This is a genomic window from Pantoea sp. 18059 (genome assembly GCF_902706165.1).
GTDB classification, from domain to species: domain Bacteria; phylum Pseudomonadota; class Gammaproteobacteria; order Enterobacterales; family Enterobacteriaceae; genus Pantoea; species Pantoea agglomerans.
Map to the genome: position 1 here is coordinate 80238 of NZ_CACSJS010000005.1, position 21734 is coordinate 101971.

Annotated in this window: 18 protein-coding genes and 1 pseudogene; 10 read left to right on the forward strand and 9 right to left on the reverse strand. The window is 52.7% G+C overall.

The genetic code is table 11. The features are described from left to right. Nucleotides 1–35: 35 nt before the first annotated feature. Nucleotides 36–257 carry a zinc ribbon domain-containing protein gene (locus GVJ63_RS14470; protein WP_010257531.1) on the forward strand — a complete coding sequence of 74 codons (222 nt, stop codon included), beginning with the start codon at nucleotides 36–38 and terminating at the stop codon, nucleotides 255–257. A gap of 312 nt (nucleotides 258–569) precedes the next feature. Continuing rightward, nucleotides 570–3011, forward strand: a complete 2442-nt coding sequence (locus GVJ63_RS14475; protein ID WP_033778664.1) for a glucose/quinate/shikimate family membrane-bound PQQ-dependent dehydrogenase — start codon at nucleotides 570–572, stop codon at nucleotides 3009–3011. 270 nt (nucleotides 3012–3281) lie between these two features. Here GVJ63_RS14475 and GVJ63_RS14480 read toward each other — a convergent pair whose 3' ends face one another. The 3 genes from GVJ63_RS14480 to xseA form a co-directional block, all read right to left on the reverse strand. Continuing rightward, nucleotides 3282–3614 carry a protealysin inhibitor emfourin gene (locus tag GVJ63_RS14480; protein WP_010671321.1) on the reverse strand — a complete coding sequence of 111 codons (333 nt, stop codon included), beginning with the start codon at nucleotides 3612–3614 and terminating at the stop codon, nucleotides 3282–3284. Beyond that, nucleotides 3611–4624 carry a M4 family metallopeptidase gene (locus tag GVJ63_RS14485; protein ID WP_159227049.1) on the reverse strand — a complete coding sequence of 338 codons (1014 nt, stop codon included), beginning with the start codon at nucleotides 4622–4624 and terminating at the stop codon, nucleotides 3611–3613. The genes GVJ63_RS14480 and GVJ63_RS14485 overlap by 4 nt, the downstream gene beginning before the upstream one ends. A gap of 446 nt (nucleotides 4625–5070) precedes the next feature. After that, nucleotides 5071–6444, reverse strand: a complete 1374-nt coding sequence (gene xseA, locus GVJ63_RS14490; protein WP_033758621.1) for an exodeoxyribonuclease VII large subunit — start codon at nucleotides 6442–6444, stop codon at nucleotides 5071–5073. Between the two features lie 168 nt (nucleotides 6445–6612). On the opposite strand from xseA, the gene guaB reads away from it, so the two are divergent. The 4 genes from guaB (at nucleotide 6613) to GVJ63_RS14510 (ending at nucleotide 13345) form a co-directional block, all read left to right on the forward strand. Beyond that, nucleotides 6613–8079 carry an IMP dehydrogenase gene (gene guaB, locus GVJ63_RS14495; protein ID WP_010671324.1) on the forward strand — a complete coding sequence of 489 codons (1467 nt, stop codon included), beginning with the start codon at nucleotides 6613–6615 and terminating at the stop codon, nucleotides 8077–8079. A gap of 68 nt (nucleotides 8080–8147) precedes the next feature. Continuing rightward, entirely contained in the window at nucleotides 8148–9728 is a 1581-nt protein-coding gene (gene guaA / locus GVJ63_RS14500) for a glutamine-hydrolyzing GMP synthase (RefSeq protein WP_010671325.1), read from the forward strand. A 387-nt stretch (nucleotides 9729–10115) separates the two neighbouring features. Further along, entirely contained in the window at nucleotides 10116–11396 is a 1281-nt protein-coding gene (locus tag GVJ63_RS14505; RefSeq protein ID WP_159227050.1) for a DUF262 domain-containing protein, read from the forward strand. Then, a complete protein-coding gene (locus GVJ63_RS14510) occupies nucleotides 11393–13345 on the forward strand; it encodes a DUF262 domain-containing protein (RefSeq protein ID WP_159227051.1) in 1953 nt (650 codons plus the stop codon). Before GVJ63_RS14505 ends, GVJ63_RS14510 begins: the two co-directional genes overlap by 4 nt. Nucleotides 13346–13667: 322 nt before the next feature. Here GVJ63_RS14510 and GVJ63_RS14515 read toward each other — a convergent pair whose 3' ends face one another. After that, entirely contained in the window at nucleotides 13668–14576 is a 909-nt protein-coding gene (locus GVJ63_RS14515) for a hypothetical protein (RefSeq protein ID WP_159227052.1), read from the reverse strand. Nucleotides 14577–14961: 385 nt separating this feature from the next. Continuing rightward, complete coding sequence (locus GVJ63_RS14520; RefSeq protein WP_159227053.1) at nucleotides 14962–16662, reverse strand: hypothetical protein; 1701 nt, start codon at nucleotides 16660–16662, stop codon at nucleotides 14962–14964. Between the two features lie 122 nt (nucleotides 16663–16784). Between GVJ63_RS14520 and GVJ63_RS22560 the strand changes: the two are divergent. Both GVJ63_RS22560 and GVJ63_RS14530 read left to right on the forward strand, forming a co-directional pair. Continuing rightward, nucleotides 16785–16880: pseudogene (locus tag GVJ63_RS22560) on the forward strand (IS5/IS1182 family transposase); the annotation flags it as partial. A gap of 433 nt (nucleotides 16881–17313) precedes the next feature. Next, nucleotides 17314–18087: a DUF3750 domain-containing protein gene (locus tag GVJ63_RS14530; protein ID WP_010260100.1), complete on the forward strand. Its 774-nt coding sequence runs from the start codon at nucleotides 17314–17316 to the stop codon at nucleotides 18085–18087. A 30-nt stretch (nucleotides 18088–18117) separates the two neighbouring features. On the opposite strand, the gene GVJ63_RS14535 is transcribed toward GVJ63_RS14530, so the two are convergent. Beyond that, complete coding sequence (locus GVJ63_RS14535; protein WP_159227055.1) at nucleotides 18118–18297, reverse strand: DUF2158 domain-containing protein; 180 nt, start codon at nucleotides 18295–18297, stop codon at nucleotides 18118–18120. 193 nt (nucleotides 18298–18490) lie between these two features. Between GVJ63_RS14535 and GVJ63_RS14540 the strand changes: the two genes are divergently transcribed. Continuing rightward, the gene (locus GVJ63_RS14540; protein WP_159227056.1) at nucleotides 18491–18736 is read left to right on the forward strand and encodes a hypothetical protein; all 246 of its coding nucleotides are present in this window, start codon (nucleotides 18491–18493) and stop codon (nucleotides 18734–18736) included. A gap of 20 nt (nucleotides 18737–18756) precedes the next feature. Beyond that, nucleotides 18757–19254 carry an AlpA family transcriptional regulator gene (locus tag GVJ63_RS14545; protein WP_010671329.1) on the forward strand — a complete coding sequence of 166 codons (498 nt, stop codon included), beginning with the start codon at nucleotides 18757–18759 and terminating at the stop codon, nucleotides 19252–19254. Between the two features lie 3 nt (nucleotides 19255–19257). On the opposite strand, the gene mgtE is transcribed toward GVJ63_RS14545, so the two are convergent. The 3 genes from mgtE to tehB form a co-directional block, all read right to left on the reverse strand. Next, nucleotides 19258–20691: a magnesium transporter gene (gene mgtE / locus GVJ63_RS14550; RefSeq protein ID WP_010671330.1), complete on the reverse strand. Its 1434-nt coding sequence runs from the start codon at nucleotides 20689–20691 to the stop codon at nucleotides 19258–19260. Between the two features lie 140 nt (nucleotides 20692–20831). Next, entirely contained in the window at nucleotides 20832–21017 is a 186-nt protein-coding gene (locus GVJ63_RS14555; RefSeq protein ID WP_010671331.1) for a YfgG family protein, read from the reverse strand. Between the two features lie 101 nt (nucleotides 21018–21118). Next, nucleotides 21119–21733, reverse strand: a complete 615-nt coding sequence (tehB, locus tag GVJ63_RS14560; RefSeq protein WP_010671332.1) for a tellurite resistance methyltransferase TehB — start codon at nucleotides 21731–21733, stop codon at nucleotides 21119–21121. Nucleotide 21734: the final 1 nt, after the last annotated feature.

Below are 21734 nucleotides of genomic sequence, written 5' to 3' on the forward strand. Positions count from 1 at the left end.
TTTTACCCTGAATAAACCGGAGCAGGGAGAAAATAGTGACTATTATTTGCGAAAAATGTCAGCAACCGCTGTCGCTCAGTGACGGTGAATTTATCTGTAATACCTGCGGTACGCATTACCCCGCACAACCCTGCTGTCCGGCGTGTCATCAGCCGCTTGAGGTGCTCAAAGCCTGCGGCGCGGTGGACTATTTTTGCCGGAACGGACATGGCCTTATCTCCCGCAAGCGCGTCCTTTTCCAGCCGCCAGGTCACTGACGCCGCTTTCAGCTACGCTTAAAACGTCTGAGAATTCAGAGCGACGACTGGCTCATTTTGTAGCAAAAATGCTATTGCGCCGTAACAAATGAGTTGTGGATGTTCACTCTGTAATGTACCAGGTGGTACAATCCTGCCGCGTCGTGGGAGGGGCCAGCCACATCCGTGTTCTTCCGGCCCCTCGATCTCACGGACGCGGGTCTGTTTATATTCGATTTGAAACCGAGCGGTGCCTGGCGCGGACTGACTTAACGCGCCGGAGTCCGGATGGCATCTGTCCGGGCGCTCTGTTTATTCAGGAGAGTAAGTATTATGGCTGAAACATCCTCCCGCTCCGGAAAGGGGCTGGGAATAGCATCCGTGCTGCTCGGACTGGTGCTGCTTGCCACCGGTCTGTTTTTTGCAATTGGCGGCGGCAAACTGGTTGCACTTGGTGGCAGCGGGTACTTTTTAATTGCGGGTATCGTCACTGTACTCTCCGCAATTCAGTTCTTCCGTCGCAAATCCTCGGCAGTGGTTCTGTTCCTGCTGGTCTTTGTCGGCACCCTGATCTGGTCGCTGTTCGACGCGGGCCTGGAGTTCTGGCCGCTGGTATCACGCCTGATGGTGCCTGCCGGACTGATGCTGCTTGCCTTCCTGATCTGGCCTTCACTGCGTAAGCATGAAGGTAAGCCCTCACTGGCAAAACCCTCTTATGCGTTCTCTGCGCTGCTGGCGGCAGGCATGGTTGTTACGCTGGTGCAGATGTTCCAGCCACATCCTACCGTTGCAGGCACGGGCGAAGAGCTGCCGCTGATCCCGGTAGATAAAGCGAAACAGCAGAAAGACTGGGATAACTACGGTAATACTCCGCAGGGCAGCCGCTTTGTGGCGCTGGATCAAATCACCCGCGACAACGTGAAAGATCTGCAGGTGGCCTGGACCTTCCGCACCGGTGATACCCCTGTCAGCCCGACCGGCAACGGCGCAGAAGATCAGCAGACACCGTTGCAGATTGGCAATACCCTTTATCTCTGCACACCGCACAACAACGTCATCGCCGTTGAAGCCAACAGCGGTAAGCAGATCTGGAAACGTGAAATCAATGCCAAAGCGGAAGTCTGGCCGCGCTGCCGTGGTCTGGCTTACTTTGACGCCACGAAACCGCTGCAGCAGCCAGATAAGCCGGGGTCTTCACCTGTGACTGCCGCAGTGTTGCCAGCCGGTGACAGCTGTCAGCGTCGTATTCTGATGAACACCATCGACGCGCGTCTGATTGCGATCAATGCTGACAACGGTGAGTTCTGTGAAAACTTTGGCGATCACGGCATCGTTGATCTCAAAGCGGGCATGGGCAAGGCACCGGATCCGCAATATCAGCTGACCTCAGCGCCAACCCTGGCTGGCACCACTGTGGTGGTCGGCGGTCGCGTAGCGGATAACGTGCAGACGGATATGCCGGGTGGCGTGTTGCGTGGCTTTGACGTTATCACCGGCCAGATGCGCTGGGCGTTTGACCCAGGCAATGTTGACCCGAATGCGATATTGATGCCGGGTAAAGATTATACCCGCAGTACGCCGAACTCATGGGCACCGATGTCTTACGACCCGGCAATGAACACCGTGTTCATTCCAATGGGCAGTTCGTCGGTTGACCTCTGGGGTGCGAACCGTACTGAACTGGATCACAAATATGGCGCATCGGTTCTGGCGCTGGATGCTACGACCGGTAAAGAGAAGTGGGTTTATCAGACCGTGCATAACGATCTGTGGGACTTTGACCTGCCGATGCAGCCAAGCCTGATCGACTTCCCGCAAAAAGATGGCACTACCACACCTGCGGTAGTGATTGGCGGCAAAACCGGCATGATCTTCGTGCTTGACCGTATGACCGGCAAGCCGCTGACCAAAGTCGAAGAACTGCCGATGCCGCAGGGTCATATCCCGAACGAGCAGTACACCAAAACGCAGCCACACTCGACCGGGATGCCGCAGATTGGCAATCAGACGCTGAAAGAGTCTGACATGTGGGGTGCCACGCCGTTTGATCAGCTGGCTTGCCGCATTGGCTTCAAATCCATGCGCTATGATGGCCTGTTCACCGTGCCGGACACCGACAAGTCTCTGAGCTTCCCGGGTTCGCTGGGCGGTATGAACTGGGGCAGCATGTCGGTCGATCCGAACAACCACCTGTTGTTCGTCAATGATATGCGTCTGGGTTTGTGGGTTCAGATGATCCCGGCTGATACCAGCAATATTGCGCGTGGCAGCAACGGCGGCGAAGCGATCAACACCGGTATGGGTGCCGTTCCGCTGAAAGGCACGCCATATGCTGTGAATAAAAATCGCTTTATGTCACCGCTGGGCATCCCATGTCAGAAACCGCCATTTGGTACGCTGTCGGCGATTGACATGAAAACGCAGAAAATCGTCTGGCAGGTGCCGGTCGGCACGGTGCAGGATACCGGACCATTCGGTATCAAGATGCGCGTGAAAATGCCGGTTGGCATGCCAACGCTGGGCGGTACGCTGGCCACGCAGGGCGGCCTGGTGTTCATCGCGGGTACGCAGGATTACTATCTGCGCGCCTTTGATTCTTCAACCGGTAAAGAGGTGTGGAAAGCACGTCTGCCGGTGGGCAGTCAGGGTGGCCCGATGAGCTACGTCTCACCGAAAGATGGAAAGCAGTACATCCTGATCTCGGCAGGTGGCGCACGTCAGTCACCGGACCGTGGTGATTATGTGATTGCTTACGCGCTGCCAGACAGCAAGTAACAACACTTAATGAAAAGGGCCGACATTGTCGGCCCTTTTTTACGGAAAAGTCTTGCCTGGTTCGCTGTAAGACCGAGCATGCTCAGGGAACACGGTCAGATCGGAAAGTCGCAAAATCGTCATCCATGACTGCTCGGCCCGCGCCGTCCATGGCGCGGGACGCTTTCCTCTTCTGAACGTGTTACCTTCGCTTTAAGCTCATTTGTCGCTAACAGATGTACATCGGATTATCAGCAGTCTGAGGGCCGACATTGTCGGCCTTTTTTTTGCTTATTTACCGTCGCGCCACAGCGCCTGCAACTCAGGTGGCGCCACCTGTTCCGGAATCAACAGCACTATCGTCCCGACCTCGCGGTGGGTTGCATACTGAATCTGGATGCGAAAATAGCGCTGGTCGCCACTGCCCACCTGCGCGGCTTTCTCCTCAGGTTCGCCCAGCGGCATCGCCTGCTGCAGCGCATGGCAGACGCGCTCTCTTTCTGGCGGCGGCAGATCGCCCAGCATAAAGCGTCGTTCGGCGCGTAGCCCCGGAATAAAGGCCATGCCGCCTTCACGCGCGACGATGATGGTGGCGTCATCAGTGAGTTCGGGCAGGTCACTCATAGCACGCCAACCTCCTTCCACGCCTGTTCAATGGCACTGCCGACCGATTCGTTGAACCGTTTTTTACCATGCTGAACGGTGAAGCGGGCAAAGGTCTTAAAGTCAGCATCCTGTGGCAGTTCGTCGTCACACACCGTATCGTACCAGGCATATCCCGCCTGTTCCCACGCATAACCACCCAGCGCTGTTGCTGCCAGATAAAAAGCCCGGTTAGGGATGCCGGAGTTGATATGAACCCCGCCATTATCTTCACGTGTCTTCACGTAGTGATCCATGTGTGCCGGTTGCGGATCTTTGCCCAGCATCGGGTCATCATAGGCCGAGCCAGGTTCAGACATCGATCGCAGACCACGCCCATTGATGCCGCTTGCCAGCAGGCCTTCGCCGATAATCCAGTCCGCCTCATCGGCGCGCTGTTTTTTACTGAACTGTTTCACCAGCGAGCCAAACACATCTGACAGTGACTCGTTCAGTGCACCAGCCTGCTCGAAGTAGATCAAGCCGGCTTCATTTTCCGTCACGCCATGCGCCAGTTCATGCGCCACAACGTCAATCGCAATGGTGAAGCGATTAAAGATTTCGCCGTCACCATCACCAAATACCATTTGCTGACCGTTCCAGAAGGCGTTCTGGTATTTGTCACCGTAGTGCACGGTACCGAGCAATTTCAGCCCCTGATTATCCAGCGAATTACGCTGATAAGCCTGCCAGAAGAAGTCATAGGTTACGCCAAGATAGTTCCAGGCTTCCTCAGCCGCCACGTCGTCATTGCCGGGCTGGCCCTCCTGACGAATCAGCTTACCTGGCAGGGTCTGCTGACTTTGCGCATCATAAATTTCACGATCCACGTTGCCGCCTGCCGCGGTTTTTGCCACCGGCTGCTTTTGCCAGTGTTCCGCCATCAGGTGCTGGACGTGTGTCAGGGTGCGACGCGCCTGCTCCTGCTGGTGGCCGGAACCGTGCGCGATGATTTTGCGAAGGATATAGGGAGGAATAACGCAATAAGCCATCTGAAACTCCTTGGCGACAGGGAATGTGCCAGAAAGTATAGACCCGTCAGGCGGGTTAGACCTCATTAGTGAGGCCAGCGTTAAGTGTAAAAGTGTGAGCTGACGGGCAGAGTCAGGAGACGGTTTTGCGGCGGCGCTTTTCTGAGGCAACAACGTTGGCCAGCCATCTGAAACGCCCTGGCGACAGGGAATGTGCCAGAAAGTATAGACCCGTCAGGCTGGTTAGCCCTCATTAGTGAGGCCAGCGTTAAGTGTAAAAGTGTGAGCTGACGGGCAGAGTCAGGAGGCGGTTTTGCGGCGGCGCTTTTCTGAGGCAACAACGTTGGCAAGCCATCTGAAACGCCCTGGCGACAGGGAATGTGCCAGAAAGTATAGACCCGTCAGGCGGGTTAGACCTCATTAGTGAGGCCAGCGTTAAGTGTAAAAATGTGAGCTGACGGGCAGAGTCAGGAGGCGGTTTTGCGGCGGCGCTTTTTCTCAGGCAGTAACTGCGTCACCTGGCTTTCAACCCAGCCATCATCAAGACGGGTACGGAGCAGGTCGCCGCTCTGGAGCTGTGCGGTTTTCTTCACCACCTGTCCGGCAGTGTCGGTGGTCACGCTAAAACCGCGCGCCAGCGTCGCCAGCGGGCTGACGCCTTCCAGCTGCGCCACCAACTGACCAAAGTGCTGTTTGCTGGTGCTCAGCTGTTTTGTCATGCTCTGCTGCAGGCGGTAGTGCCAGCTTTGCAGCTGTTTTTGCGCATCGAACAGCCGCTGCTGAGGCTGCTGGGCATTGAGCCGATGCGACAGGCGATCCTGCTGACGCGTGGCCTGACGCAGGCGGGTTTCCATCGCTTCTCCCAGTCGCTGCTGCAGGCGGAACAGGGCGGTCTGCTGACGTGCCAGACGCAGCTGCGGATGCTGCTGTTGCAGACGATGTTCAAGGCGGGAGTAAAGCCGCTGCTGACGTGCCAGGTAGTAATCCATCGCCATCTCCAGCCGCTGTTGCTGTGACTGCAACTGACGCAGTAACTCCAGCTGGTTACGGCTGACAATTTCAGCCGCGGCGGAAGGGGTGGGTGCACGTAAATCGGCAACGAAGTCGGCAATGGTGACATCGGTTTCATGACCCACCGCGCTGACGATGGGAATGCGGCTGGCAAAAATGGCGCGCGCCACGCGTTCATCGTTAAAGCCCCACAAATCTTCCAGCGAACCGCCGCCGCGTCCGACAATTAAGACGTCGCACTCGTTGCGCAGGTTGGCGATTTCAATTGCGCGGACGATAGCCGCTGGCGCATCGACGCCCTGAACCACGGTCGGGTAGATGACTACGGGCAGGGAGGGATCACGGCGATGCAGCACGCGTAACACATCGTGCAGCGCCGCGCCGGTGGAAGAGGTGATTACCCCGACCTGACGCGCTGGTTCCGGCAGCGGTTGCTTATGCTGCGGATCAAACAGTCCTTCGGTGGCCAGTTTTGCTTTCAGCAGTTCAAACTGCTGCTGCAGCAAGCCTTCACCCGCCGGATGCATACTTTCGGCAATCAGCTGATAGTCACCGCGTGGCTCATAGAGAGTGATGTTGGCGCGCACCAGCACCTGCTGACCATGCTGCGGACGGAAGGTGACGCGTCGGTTACTGTTGCGGAACATAGCACAGCGAACCTGAGCGCCATCATCTTTCAGCGTGAAGTACCAGTGACCGGATGCCGGTTGCGTGAAGTTGGAGATCTCGGCGCTGATCCAGACCAGGCCCATCTCTTTCTCCAGCAGCTGACGCACTGTCGTATTGAGACGGCTGACGGTAAAAATATTGGCGATGGGTGGCAGCGACATGTGACGAAGATCAAATTCCAAATCAGCAGGTTAATTCATCGATACTACAGGGCTGCCAGTGCGGATCAAGAGTTTTTCGTAAATAATGCTGGAGGCAATCGATTACGGCCTGTATAATGCCGCGGCAATATTTTATCTATTCTCAATCACCCGAGGTGGAGTATTGCCATGTTAAGAATCGCTAAAGAAGCACTCACTTTTGACGACGTTCTGCTCGTCCCTGCACACTCCACCGTCCTGCCGAATACGGCCGATCTCAGCACTCAGCTGACCAAAAATATCCGTTTAAATATTCCTATGCTCTCCGCTGCCATGGACACCGTGACCGAGTCGGGTCTGGCGATTGCGCTGGCACAGGAAGGCGGCCTTGGCTTCATCCATAAAAATATGTCAATCGAACGCCAGGCGGACGAAGTGCGCAAGGTGAAGAAACATGAAAGCGGCGTGGTGACTGAACCACAGACCGTCCTGCCAACCACTCCACTGGCTGACGTTAAAGCGCTGACCGAGCGCAACGGCTTTGCGGGCTATCCGGTGGTTAACCGCGACAACGAACTGGTGGGTATCATCACCGGTCGTGACGTGCGCTTTGTCACTGACCTTTCACAGCCTGTCTCTGCAGTCATGACCCCGAAAGATCGTCTGGTGACGGTGAAAGAGGGCGAAGCGCGCGATGTGGTGCTGCACAGGATGCATGAAAAGCGCGTTGAGAAAGCGCTGGTGGTGGATGACAGCTTCCATCTGCTGGGCATGATCACCGTTAAAGATTTCCAGAAAGCTGAACGTAAACCTAACGCCTGTAAAGATGAGCAGGGCCGTCTGCGTGTCGGTGCGGCAGTTGGCGCAGGTGCAGGTAACGAAGAGCGTATCGATGCGCTGGTTGCAGCGGGCGTTGACGTGCTGCTGATTGACTCTTCACACGGCCATTCTGAAGGCGTGCTGTCACGTATCCGTGAAACCCGTGCCAAATACCCGGACCTTGAAATCGTCGGCGGCAACGTAGCCACCGGTGCCGGCGCACTGGCGCTGGTTGCGGCAGGCGTCAGCGCCGTTAAAGTGGGTATCGGCCCGGGCTCTATCTGTACTACCCGTATCGTGACCGGCGTGGGCGTTCCGCAGATCACTGCCGTCTCTGACGCAGTCACCGCGCTGGAAGGCACCGGTATTCCGGTGATTGCCGATGGCGGTATCCGTTTCTCCGGTGACATCGCGAAAGCGATCGCCGCCGGTGCGTCCTGTGTCATGGTCGGTTCGATGCTGGCGGGGACCGAAGAGTCACCGGGCGAGATCGAACTTTATCAGGGCCGTTCGTTCAAATCCTATCGCGGTATGGGTTCACTGGGCGCGATGTCTAAAGGCTCTTCTGACCGCTACTTCCAGACCGATAACGCCGCTGACAAACTGGTGCCGGAAGGTATCGAAGGTCGCGTGGCCTATAAAGGCCGTCTGAAAGAGATCGTGCATCAGCAGATGGGCGGCCTGCGCTCGTGCATGGGCCTGACAGGTTGCCCGACCATTGATGACCTGCGCACCAAGGCGGAGTTTGTACGCATCAGCGGCGCCGGCATCAATGAGAGCCACGTGCATGATGTGACCATCACCAAAGAGTCACCGAACTATCGCATGGGTTCATAATCCCGATTTCCCGCCCGGCTTAAGCCGGGCGCTTTTATTGATTAAGTCACCGTTCTGGAAAACCCTCAATGACGACGGAAAATATCCATAAGCATCGCATTCTGATTCTCGATTTCGGCTCACAATATACTCAGCTGGTTGCACGTCGCGTGCGCGAGCTGGGCGTTTACTGTGAACTCTGGGCATGGGATGTCACCGAAGAGCAGATTCGGCAGTTCAATCCAAGCGGCATCATCCTTTCCGGTGGCCCGGAGAGCACCACCGAACTGAACAGCCCGCGTGCGCCTGAATATGTCTTCAGCGCTGGCGTGCCGGTGCTGGGTGTCTGCTACGGTATGCAGACGATGGCGATGCAGCTGGGCGGCACCGTTGCTGGCTCAACCGAGCGCGAGTTTGGTTATGCGCAGGTCGAAGTGACGACGCCAAGCGCCCTGGTTCGCGATATTGAAGATGCGATCAGCGCCGCTGGCAAACCGCTGCTGGATGTCTGGATGAGCCACGGCGACAAAGTCACGGCGATCCCGGCTGACTTCGTGACCGTTGCCAGCACAGAAACCTGTCCGTTCGCCATCATGGCTAACGAAGAGAAGCGTTTCTACGGCGTGCAGTTCCACCCGGAAGTGACCCATACCCGCCAGGGCCTGCGGATGCTTGAGCGCTTCGTTATCGACATCTGTGAATGTGAAGCCCTGTGGACGCCAGCCAAAATCATTGAAGATGCGGTTGAACGCCTGCGTGTGCAGGTCGGCAACGACAAAGTGATCCTCGGCCTGTCTGGTGGTGTTGACTCCTCCGTGACGGCAATGCTGCTGCATCGCGCCATTGGCGACCGTCTGACCTGTGTGTTCGTAGATAACGGCCTGCTGCGCCTGAACGAAGCACAACAGGTTATGGATATGTTTGGCGACCACTTCGGCCTCAACATTATTCACGTTGAAGGCGAAGCGCGCTTCCTCGACGCGCTGGCAGGTGAGAATGAGCCGGAAGCGAAACGTAAAATTATCGGTCGCGTCTTTGTGGAAGTCTTCGACGAAGAAGCGCTGAAGCTGCAGGACGTTAAGTGGCTGGCACAGGGCACCATCTATCCGGATGTTATTGAGTCTGCGGCCTCTGCAACCGGTAAGGCGCACGTCATCAAATCGCATCACAACGTCGGCGGCCTGCCGAAAGAGATGAAGATGGGCTTGGTTGAGCCGCTGCGTGAGCTGTTCAAAGATGAAGTGCGTAAGATTGGTCTGGAGCTGGGCCTGCCTTACGACATGCTCTATCGCCATCCGTTCCCGGGTCCAGGTCTGGGCGTGCGCGTGCTGGGCGAAGTGAAGAAAGAGTATTGCGACCTGCTGCGCCGTGCCGATGCCATCTTCATTGAAGAGCTGCATAAAGCGGATCTCTATAACAAAGTCAGCCAGGCTTTCACCGTCTTCCTGCCGGTACGTTCAGTCGGCGTGATGGGCGATGGCCGTAAATATGACTGGGTTGTCTCGCTGCGTGCGGTGGAAACCATCGACTTTATGACCGCACACTGGGCACACCTGCCGTATGATTTCCTGGGCCGTGTCTCTAACCGCATCATCAATGAAGTCGACGGCATCTCCCGCGTGGTGTATGACATCAGCGGTAAGCCACCAGCGACGATTGAGTGGGAGTGAGGCTATTATTTAACCTATTTTTTTATTTGATTTAGTGAGTGCCATTGATGATATTGACTGCATTATCAATGGCATTTTTCAAGGTATAAGGCCGACGCTGAATCAAAGATATAGCAAATACCATGTTACCGTATCAGCAAATGCCATGGTATCGACAACCGGGTGCATTGCAGCGCTGTGCTGATGTCATCGATGCCCGCTTTTGGTCTCAGAACCGCTCTCTCGACCCAAGCCTCCAGATCGTTAAATATGCGCCAGAGGAGCACCTCGTGATCGAAATTGTGAACAAGACAGCCGCCGCTCGGAATCGAAGTCTCCATATGAGTGAATAAAGTTTGCGGAAAACACGCTGAGAAAATAGAAAATGTTCAATGACGGGACATAGCAATGGCGATTAACGGAGAGGACGGTGTTAGTGCAGTCACTGTGGATGAACTACTCAAGCAAGGCCTTCGGATACCGAACTATCAACGCCCATACAGTTGGGAAGTATCGACCGCTCTACAACTGGTGGATGATCTCAGCGAAGCTCTTCAAGATACCGAACGAAAAGATATTCCCTATGTTTTGGGTGCAATCATTCTTCACGATGATGGTGAGTATCTCAATGTAGTCGACGGACAGCAACGTCTGCTGACTTTGCGAATGATTCTTGCGGCCTTAGATCCGATAAATCATCAGATTTCGGTGTCTGGTAACAGCGAAACCCCTGTCTCCCTGGTTTGGATGGAGCTTCAAAGGCGCCTGTCGCAGTTGGAAGATAAAAAAGAATTTTTGGATTTTATCTGTCACAAATGTCAGTTGGTGCGTATTGTGACGGACGATATTGATGAGGCATTTCGTGTCTTTGATTCCCAGAACTATCGCGGCAAACCGCTTGCCCCTCACGACTTGCTCAAAGCACACCACCTGCGCGAAATGCACGATGAGTCCGCTGCTATGAAAATGGCTGTCGTTGAGGCTTGGGAAGCCGTAAAAGATGAGGATCTGGACAGGCTTTTTTCTACTTTTTTATACCGGATATCCAAGTGGTCACGAGGCGAAAACTCGCTCGAATTTGCTATTCGGGACATCGGCATGTTCAAGGGAATTTCATCACGATCCAACAGATCATTTTCGCCAAATCTGCGATATCACCTTGCAGCACAAGCCGCTATGCCACTTCTAAGTGCATGGGCGGTGTCCTCTACACATGATGCACGAAATGCCGGGCGCAGCCGCTTTCAGCTTGATGCCCCGATAATCGCTGGGCGCTCATTTTTCGAGATGGTGACATTCATGCTTGACGAATTGAAGATACTGGAGAAAGAGGTTATCGACAGAGGTTTCAAAAACTTTGGCCCATCTCAAAGTCGCTACCGCTACGTGTACGAATTGTTCATTGCCGCGCTGCTTTGCTATACAAACAAGTTTGGCGATGAAGATTTAGATGAAGTGCGAAATAGGTTATTCGCATGGGCATATGCCTTACGGGTCGAGTTACTTCGTGTGCAATTTGTATCTGCTGACAACCGAGCGCGAGGTAAAAACGATGCAAATAAATCGCCTTTTGTTTTGCTACGCAACGCGATGACTGGAAGTGTTGTCCGCAAACTTCCAATAGCAAGTCAGCCATACAACGATAACCACGAAAAGGAACTCGTTGCTTTTATCAAGGGGCTGCAATGAGCAAGAAGGAGTTGAAACCCGAACTGCTAACAGTAGGCACGCTATTCACGGACAATTATCTGATTCCTGTTTATCAACGGAACTATGCTTGGCGGGCCGAACAGATTGAGCAACTTATCAGCGATATTCAAGACTCGGTGGTTGGGGGTCAGGACGACTATTTTCTTGGGAACCTTGTTGTAATCAAGCGGGGTAGAGAGGACGAGTTCGAGGTCATAGATGGACAACAACGACTGACAACTCTCTATCTGCTTCTGACATTCCTGGAGCAAGATGGTGAGGGTGAGAAGCCGTCGGTTGGCCATGCAGGCCACTTGCAATATGAGTCGCGAGCACGGGCAACGGAAGCCCTGCGGCGAGTAGCACAGGAGGCGGCTAAGGAGCACGTCCGACCGCAGGGCTCCACGAGTAATGCAGATGCTGGCATCCATGAAGGCTACAGCATCATCAATCAGTTCTTCAAACAAAATGAAGCTCTTAATCGCTCACGCGAAAAATTCTCCGATTTCTTGCTAACGAAGGTGACTGTCGTCCGTGCCTCGCTGCCACCCAATACCGACCTCAATCGCTACTTCGAGATCATGAACACTCGTGGGCAGCAACTCAAGCAGGTTGATATTGTTAAGGCTCGCCTGATGAGCAAGCTGCCCAATCAATATGAACGCGAATGCTTCGCGTGGGTTTGGAATGCCTGTGCTGACATGGATTCTTATGTCCAGATGTCTCTGACCCGTGGTGACACCAGTTTGCGAAACAAAGTATTTGGCGATGAATGGTCCTGGTTGGAGGTGACCAGCTTCGCGTCGCTAATGGAAAGTCGTCCGCAATCCGGCATCAATACATCAAGGCAATCCTCCGAAGGGGTATCGTTGTCCTTGGATGAGGCGTTGTCAAAATACGCTAAAGAGATCGAGTCAAATTCCACTGAAGACGAAGGCAACGAGCGGTTTCGTTCGACTATTGAGTTTCCGGCCTTTCTGCTACACGTGCTAAGAATCATGAAAGGCGATGAGGTCGAAGACGAAGGCCAGCTTGACGACAAGCGCCTCATCAAGTCATTTGACGACGCCGTAAATAATATACCCGATGCTAAAGCCGATTGGGTGCGTAGCTTTGCATTCATGCTTCTCAAGTGCCGCAACCTTTTCGATGGCTTCATCTTGAAGCGTCAATTCACGGCGAACATCGGTGACGATGGCGATTGGTCTCTCCAGCGATTGAAGAAAGGCGGCGCGGACAAGAAGCCAACCCCGACGTACATCCATGTTTTCTCGGCCAGCAATGGAAACTTAGAGGAGGACGGCGGTGCTGACCCACATACACGAGATGTGTTGCTGCTTCAGTCCATGCTTCGGATTACCTACACTTCTCCGCGAACGATGCACTGGATTACCAAAGTTCTTCGCTGGCTATCCGTTAAAGCCCCTCAAGACGCGAAACATGCGGATCTTGCCGATTTGTTGAAGGGGTATGCCCGCAGCAAGGTCAAAGAGACATTCCCCTTTGAGGAAGATCAGCAACCACAAGGGTTAGGTATCAGCCGTATCGTCTTTTCGTATCTCGACTATCTTCTGTTGAGCGATTCCTCAAAACGAGATTTCAAATTTCAGTTCAGAAATTCCATTGAGCACTTTTATCCACAGCATCCGGATAGAGAACAGTCGGGCGCGGTTGTTTCAGGTTCTAGCCTTAACCTGCTTGGCAACCTCGCGCTCGTAAGCGTCAGCGCGAATTCAAAATTCAGCAATAGCCTTCCCAGAGCGAAGGCCGAAAACTTCATGGATACGATTGAACTTCAAAGTCCCAAGCTCAAAAGAATGGCGGAAATCACTCGAAATACAAGCTGGGACGATCAGCAGATAACAGCACATCATGAAGAGATGGTGACATTGCTTCGTGATGATGTAAGTCTGGTGGAAGCAAGCGGAAGATCCTACCCGGGGCGTTGACTTCTTTGAATAACCGCTTTTGGACGAATACCCCTTGTGGAGTGCAAGTAGTCAGTCTAAAAGCGTTTTGCGTCGGGCGACGCGAACAGTACAGCTCCCAGGTTTTCTTACCATGGTATTTTGTGTGGTATCGACATGCAAAGAAAATTCGAACCTATTGATTTTATAGTGTTTTAAGGTGGCATTGATCATCGAGTGGGAATAAGGGGGTGATTTTTTAATTGCCTGACTTGATAAAAGAATACCAATAAATTTTATCTATTGGTGTTCTTTTTAATAATATGAAAGATTTAAATTCCCGTATCAAATTAGGAGTACTTTATTATTCATAGTCCCAGCCCCATGAATATAAACATTGTATTGCATGAAGGAGAGCACATAAATGGATACTTTTGGATATTGAGAAATTAAGCTTCCCACTAAAAGACTTATCTAACACCTCAGGCATGTCTACATAACCTAATGTTCTCAATTGTGTTTTTGTTCTTTTCATTTCAGAGTAAAGTTTTGGGGATTCTCTCAGTTGGAAGTGCTCTTTATTTCCCTGAAAGATTAAATCGTCAAGGTAATTAGCGCTTATGGTAAGGTTGGCTTTTAGATTGTTGTACAACGTATTGAAGTTAATCATTTCTTTTTGAACGTTGCTCATCAACTCTTGTAGTTTAGATTGATCAAGTCTTGCTTTCATCTCTAAAACCAGATTGCAAAAATAAGTATCATTCACTAAATCCGCCTCTAGGTATGTATTTGGTTCTAAATGATACTTTAAATTTATTTTTTCTCTGAAAGAACAATCTCCAAATATATTTTTAACTGGATTGAGATGATCCTCAATAAAAGATATTTGGTAAAATCTATGTGATATGTTTTCTGAAGTTTGCCAGGCAAGTTGCCCTTGGAATGTACGGAAAACCATTTCTGAACTTTCATGCAGTAAATGCCTTAGATATCTCTCTGCATGTTGATTGGTGTCATATCGGTCGAAATGGTTAACTATTTTTACTAATGTTTCCCCAGCTACTCTACTCAATTCAAGAAGATCATTTTTATGTTTGTTTTGTGTTTTAAGTAGTGCTTTTCTATATGTCAAATGAGATTGAGATAAATGAGAACGATAGTCATTAAAATGATTTCTCTTTGCAAAATCACTTTGCTTTTTTGCATACAGCATACTGAATGCCGATACAATTAATGCACCAAATGATAATATTTCAGTTAATCCAATATTCATTTTTATCCATAGCATATCAATTATTTTTACACGTCCAGTAATTATACTTTGTTGAACATTTCTGCATCAAGGGAATTGTTCAAAAGATTAGAATGGTAAAAATCCTTTAGGGGATCGTTGTGAGACTGATTGATCTGTCTCTAGTATTAGACACAATCGTCAGTTAGTACGGTCGGTTTTCCTGGACGACACAGGAATACATCTCTCTAACTCTATCGGATTGGACCATTCGCAGACGAATGTCTGCGAATGGTCCAATCCGAAGCTGCGCAGCTTGAGGCTGGCATATTCAAACTCATCATGCCCGCAGCATAGAGCTCTCAGATTACAAAAAGGCCCGCCAGTTGTTTTGGCGGGCCTTTTTGTTTTGCATAGTGGCTCTCTGCTATTTGGGACCGACCAATTTTAGCACCAACTTTGATTTGTTTTGCTCGAACGTGTAAATCGCGGCCAAGGGGACAGCGGTGACAATCACCCCTGACAGGACCGAGGAGACTTGTGAGTTGAATTTATTCAGTAATGGCACTGCGGCAATGCCTTGGCTAATAACCCGTTGGGCGTAAATGCCGACAACAGCCGATGCCGCACCCATAATCACGACTTGCAAGGCCACCAGTTTTTCTGGCTCATTGCTGGTAACGATACGGATTGCACGCACGACGCTGAGGGTGCTCTCACGAATCAGCGCATAGACAAATGAAGGCATCTTCAATACCAAAGAAATGAGAATCTGAGGTATCACGCTCAAGGCGCCTGCTACGCCAGCCTCGATACCCAGCGATTTCGCACGCGACCAAATTTGACGTTCTTCAAAACGCTTGGCGAGTTCAGCGCTCAGGCGATTCTTGCTGAGCTTCATCTCCTCAACAATTCCTTCTTCGGAGACAAACTTCATGCGTTTCAGTTCGTCCAGGAACACGTCAATGGTCTCCACCACAATCAGGCCCACGACCTGTTGTGCGGCCATGGTCGCGCCAGTGAGGGCAACAGTGGTACCGATCTCTTTAACTGCTTGGATTTTTGCAGAGCGGATAACCTGCTTACTCTCTGCATAAATTTTATCGACCGCCTTTTTGTCGATGACATGCTCTTTACCTGATCCCTTGATCGTCACGATCAACTTACCGTCATCGGTAGGATGTGGCTTGGAATTCGTGGACAGCCAGTCATACAGGTCAGCCTCACCCTTTTGGCTGTTGATGCTTCGGTGAATGTACTTCAGATTGCCGGGGTCGTTCACGACCTTACCCAACTGTTCATCGGTCAGGCCCATTTTCAACAGCTGAGAAGAGAAGATTTCTTTTCTTGAGGTGATGTGATCGACCGAGACAATAGTAGCCTTATCTCGTTCATAGACCAAAGGTTCATCCGGGTTGTAGTCATTCCGGAAAACTGTGCCGTTCGGCGTTTTATCAGAGGGCTTTGCATGGGAGTAGTCACCAAACGTGCCATGTTTATCGTGTCGATAAGTATCGTAGTCGTCAGTCAGCTTGCCATATTTAGCAGCACTTTTTTCATCTAGGATGCCTCCTGGCATAAAAGCAGCAATCGCGCGTCGAATTGATTCTTTGCGGCATTGCTCGTAGATGTCGTCCACGGAGCTTGCTGGGGTAGGTAGACGCTTTTTAACGTCGTTGACCATGTCGAACGTGGTCTTATCCAGTTCTAGCGTATCGCGGAACATGCGGTTGAGCTTGCTTGCTGATTGCTTGGAAAATTTTATAGCGGCTTCTGTTGTTTCGTTCAGGTCGAAACTCTGTACGGCATCGACGGCACTGTCTTTCATGTTCACAACGCCATCGCTCGCCTTGACGGCCTGATCTGCAAGATAGTCACGGGTGCCCGCATAGTCATGTTCCATGACTGTATCGATAGCCTTCGTTGTAGCTTTGCCCGCCTGGTCCGCTATGTTTGACGCAGTACGCTTAGCAGTTGCTTGCGCTTCTTGATAATCGAAGTCTTTGACCATTTGTGACGCGGCGGTTGCCGCCTCTGCGCCTTTGCCCGCTGCGTCACCAAGCTTCTTTTTGGCAACTGCAGCCGCATCTTTCAACTTGTCCGCGCTGAATTTATCGAAGAAACTCATGCTGCACCTATTCCATTATTTTACAATTTGAATCAAATGTAGCATAGGGCCTTGGCAATTAGATCTTTCTTAAAAAGGCATTATTGCATAAATCGTTGCCCTTTAAGCGGTAGGCTTGCAGCATGAGTCAGCCCCGCAAGTCCCGCTATCGAGCTACCAACTGGAAACAGTACAACGCAGCCCTTAAGGCTCGGGGTTCTTTGACAGTCCGCTACGATGCTGCTCATGCTCTGATGTGCTTTTTCTTTTTATGGTATTTTTAATGGTATTTGATAGTAGATTGTTTTTAACCTGTTGTTGTGTAAGTGTTATTTATGTTTATTTGTCATTGAGTGGGAATAACCTGGCCTTAGCCAGTTAAGCCCTGATAATTCTGAAGCCCGCTAACCAGCGGGCTTTTTTATTGCTCTGACCGTGCGCAGACTCGCTGTTTTAACTTTTCAGCGCATCCCACCTCGCCGCTGGCGTTTTATTATTCACTTTGCCGGAAATTACGCTATCCTCCATGCAGTAAAAGCCCGCAACTGACGTCATTTGTGTCCCGCTTTTATCCGCCGCTTTCATCGATCGTCCGTATCCCAAAGCCGCCGCTTACTGAAACCGCCTGCTGAACAGGCGTTTCGCGATTCTTACGTCACCAGGAATGTTGTCATGCTCTCACTTAAAGTGTTCAGCCTGTTTTTTGTTGCCGTACTGCTGCTATCGCTGGGAGCCAGCATTGCGCAGGCGACGCGTCACAGCGAAACCGCAGAGCCGGGCGGCTGGGCGACCGCCCGACGTGATTCGTCCGGGATAGCGCCCGACCCGCGCGCTTTATATAGCCTGGCTATTGTGCAGGTTTATGCCGCGCCGACTTACGGCTGGAAAGGGGCGGTGGCGGTGCATCCGTGGATCATCTTCAAGCGCGCAGGTGAAACGCGCTTCACCCGCTACGAAGTGATTAGCTGGGGCAGCGGCGATAAAGTTCGGCGCAACACCAACCTGCCTGATGGCTACTGGTATGGCGCAAAACCGCGGCTGCTGGTGGAACATCGCGGACCGGAAGCAGAAGCGATGATCCCGCAGATTGAAGCCGCCATTAAATCCTATCCGTGGCCGACAACCTACCGCGCCTGGCCAGGACCGAACAGCAACACCTTCCTGGCGCATATTGGCCGCGAAGTACCCGCTTTAAGGCTTGATCTGCCCGCTAACGCGCTGGGTAAAGATTACCGGCCACTGTGGCGTCCGGTCGGGCTGCCGCCATCCGGGCGCGGTGTGCAGGTGTCGATTCTGGGTGTGGCGGGAGTGACGCTGGGTGCAGAAGAGGGATTTGAAGTGAATCTGCTGGGTCTGAACATGGGAGTCGATTTCACACCGTTCCGGCTGCGTCTGCCGTTTATTGGCGGCCTGGGAAATGACAACCTTCAGCAGGATAAGCCCTGACAGTCTGGCCCCGTCAGGGGCCGTTTCACCTCAGCACACGCCAAAGTCACCCTCTTCGTGATAGTGATTGACGCTCTCTGCTTTCACTTCGATCTCTTTTCTCGCTGCATCATCAACGCGTGCACACCATAAGGTGTCACCTTCGACGCGCAGCACCTGCATTTTCGGGCCGCCGGTTTTCGACTGAACAAAATCCTCTGCTTTAAACATATTGCCTCCGTTGTTAATCGTTTCTGCTGCCAGATGACTTCTGGCGCTGATCGTTTTTTGTGTGACGTTTTCCAGTTTATACCCTGACTGTTTTACTGCGAGAAAAAGTCTGCGCATGCTGAGCCGCACTAAGATAATTTCATCAGGTTGTCAGTTGACAACTTATCAATTCGGCGTCAGGATAGGGAAAAACATGGCAAGGAAGCGGCATCCCAACAAAGAGATCGAAACGGCGTTACATTACGCCGAATCCCAGGGCTGGCTGGTCGTCACGGGAGGCCATCACGCCTGGGGAAAAATGTACTGTCCGAAAAATCTGTTGATGTGCCGATGCGGGGAGTTTTGTCTGACCTGTATCTGGAGCACACCAAAAAACGCACATCAGCATGCCCGCGCGCTGCGACGCGTGGTCGACAACTGTCACTATCTGAAGTCCTGATGCAGCACAAGGAGAAGCATATGGAATATTGTTTCACATTACGGTTCAGCCTGCCGGAAGGGCATGCGCCGGTGGATGAACTGCTGGAAACGCTGGCAGCAGCAGGCTGTGATGATGCGCTAATCGGCCTGGGCATGCCGGGCAGAATTGCACTGGAGTTCACCCGGGAGTCCGACTCTGCAACGGATGTATTGAAGCAGGCAGAAGAGGATGTGTTGCGTGCGATACCGGGGGCCACGCTGGTGGAAGCCGCACCCGATTTTGTGGGATTGACGGATGTTGCGGAGATCATCGGCATGACGCGTCAGAATATGCGTAAGCTGATGCTCAGCCACCGCCCGCCGTTTCCGCTGCCGGTGCATGACGGTAAAACCGCCATCTGGCACTTAGCGGATGTGCTGGAGTGGCTGATTCAGCGTGGTAACTATACGCTGCCTGCGGCGACCCGAGAGCTGGCACAGGTAACGCGGCAGCGCAATCTTAACGGGTCGCTGCAACGTTACGGCCTGCAAGCCTGACGATCAGTGCGGCAGCAGGAAGATCGTCGCCAGTCCCAGGAAAATAAAGAAGCCGCCGGTGTCAGTAAGGGCGGTGATCAATACGCTGGAGCCGACGGCGGGATCGCGATTCATTTTAGTCATGACCAGCGGCACCAGCACGCCCATCAGCGCGGCCAGCAGCAGATTCAGCGCCATGGCCAGCATCATAACGCCGCCCAGCGCCATATTGTCATACATCAGCCAGGTGATACCGCCCATGATGCCGCCCCAGAACAGGCCGTTGATCAGCGCCACGCCAAGCTCGCGGACGATCAAAAACGAAAAGTTGCCCGGTTCAACCTGATGTAAGGCCAGCGCCCGCACAATCATGGTGATGGTCTGATTACCGGTATTGCCGCCGATACCCGCGACGATCGGCATCAGCGTGGCCAGCGCCACGATTTGCGAAATCGTCCCTTCAAACAGCCCGATAACCCGTGAGGCGACAAAGGCGGTACAGAGGTTAATCGCCAGCCAGGCCCAGCGTTTACGTACCGATTTACGCACCGGCGCAAACACATCCTCTTCCTGACTGATCCCCCCCATTTTACGAATGTTGCTTTCGTTTTCGGCATTCACCAGGTCGATGATGTCTTCAATGGTCACGCGGCCAATCAGCTTGCCTTTGGCGTCGGTGACGGCGGCAGAAATGAGGTTATAACGTTCAAAGGCGCTGGCTGCGTCTTCGGCCTTATCATTGAGCTGGAAGGTGGTAGGGCGCGCGTTCATCACGTCGCTCACCAGGGTTTTGGGTTTGTTAAGCAGGATGTCCGTCAGCAGCAGTTCGCCCAGCAGCTGATTATCTTTATTGGTGATAAAGAGTTTATCGGTACCGCCCGGCATGCTTTTGCGCTTGCGCAGAAAGCGTTGCACTGTTGCAAGCGTGACATCTTCACGCACCGTCAGGATATTGAAATCCATCACCCGGCCCACGCGGTCACGGTCAAGCTGCACCATATCGAGCATGCGGGCGCGCAGGGCGGGCTCCACCGTTGCCAGCAGGCGTCCGGTCAGGTCACGTGGCAGATAACGCGCCAGCCAGACCTGATCGTCGATATCCAGCGGCTGGATAGCGCGCAGGATATCGCGGTCGCTCATCTCTTCGGTGAGGCTGGCCCAGACCGTTTCAGACGCTTCAACCAGCACATGGCCGCGCCGCTCGTTCGGCACCAGCCGCCACAGCGCCTGACGTTCTTCTTCGGGCAGGGCTTCGAGAATATCCGCGAGGTCAGCGGCATGCAGTTGCAGAATGTCCTGTTCCAGCGCGTCACGCTGGGCCGCATTTTCACGTTGCTGTTCAGGATTGAGATCGCCCGATTTCTCCAGCAGGGCATCAACCAGATCGTGCTCGCTGAGCAGCAGCGTCAGAATGCGATGACGTATTTCACTTAAACGTTGAGAGTGAGAGGCAGACACATTGGATCCCTTAAGTCTGAAAGCACCAGCACGAAGTGTAGCGTTTCGCCTGAAAAAGGGATGCAAAAAAGAGTCCAGTTATCTGGATAACGTTTAAGTTTCAGGTGCGTTTCAGGCGAAATGTCGTTATTGGTTATTCGCTATCGCGTATCGCCTGATGTTATGGCAACCGGTTCAGGAATAGCTTTCTGTTGCTGATGATGCTCGAAGGCAGCAGGCAGGATAAAAATCAGGCGACTAAAAAGAATGATAAAACTAATCAGCAGCACAATGCGGGTCATGGTGCCGGTTTTTTGACGTCTTCGGGGAGAAATAGCGCTGTTCACGCGGGGTGGTTCCTGTAATGACCCCATCTGGGGCGACTGCAATATTTAGTCACAGTCGCCTGATGAAATCAATCGCTGTTGAAAAAAACAGCAGATAAAAATCAGTAACTCGCTTTTTGCGCCAGCAGCGTCGCAAAACGACAGGTGATGCGGTTGCCATTTTCATCTGTGCGATGCAACTGACCGGGGTGCTCGTTGTACTTCACGATGTGCCAGTTGCGGTAGTAGTGGCTGAGCTCGCCTGATTTAAACGCAAAGGAGAAATCAGCCGGGCAGGGCATATCGTCCGTGTTCATCGCCGCCACGATCAGGTTAAAACCGTCTCTGACCGTACAGGCCTGCATGTCGGCAATCAGCTGCGGAATAGTCTGCGGCTGCAGGAACATCATCACCACAGTCGATAGCACAAAGTTGAAGCCGCCATTAAAGCGCGTGTTGTTCAGGTCGCGCTGCTCGGTATGAATGCCGCTGAGATTTTCCTGCGCAATAATCTCCTGCAGGCGCGCCAGGCTTTGCGGATTATGATCCCACGCCGTGACGTCAAAACCGTGCTGATTCAGAAACAGCGTATTGCGTCCCACGCCACAGCCAAGGTCAAGCGCCTTGCCGACGTTGAGCTGGGGCAGCGCCGCAACCACTTCGGAGTGGGGCGGCGTTAAACCATAGGTTTCGGCAAAATAGTTTTCGCCTGAAAGGGGTGCGGTTGGTTGTGTCATA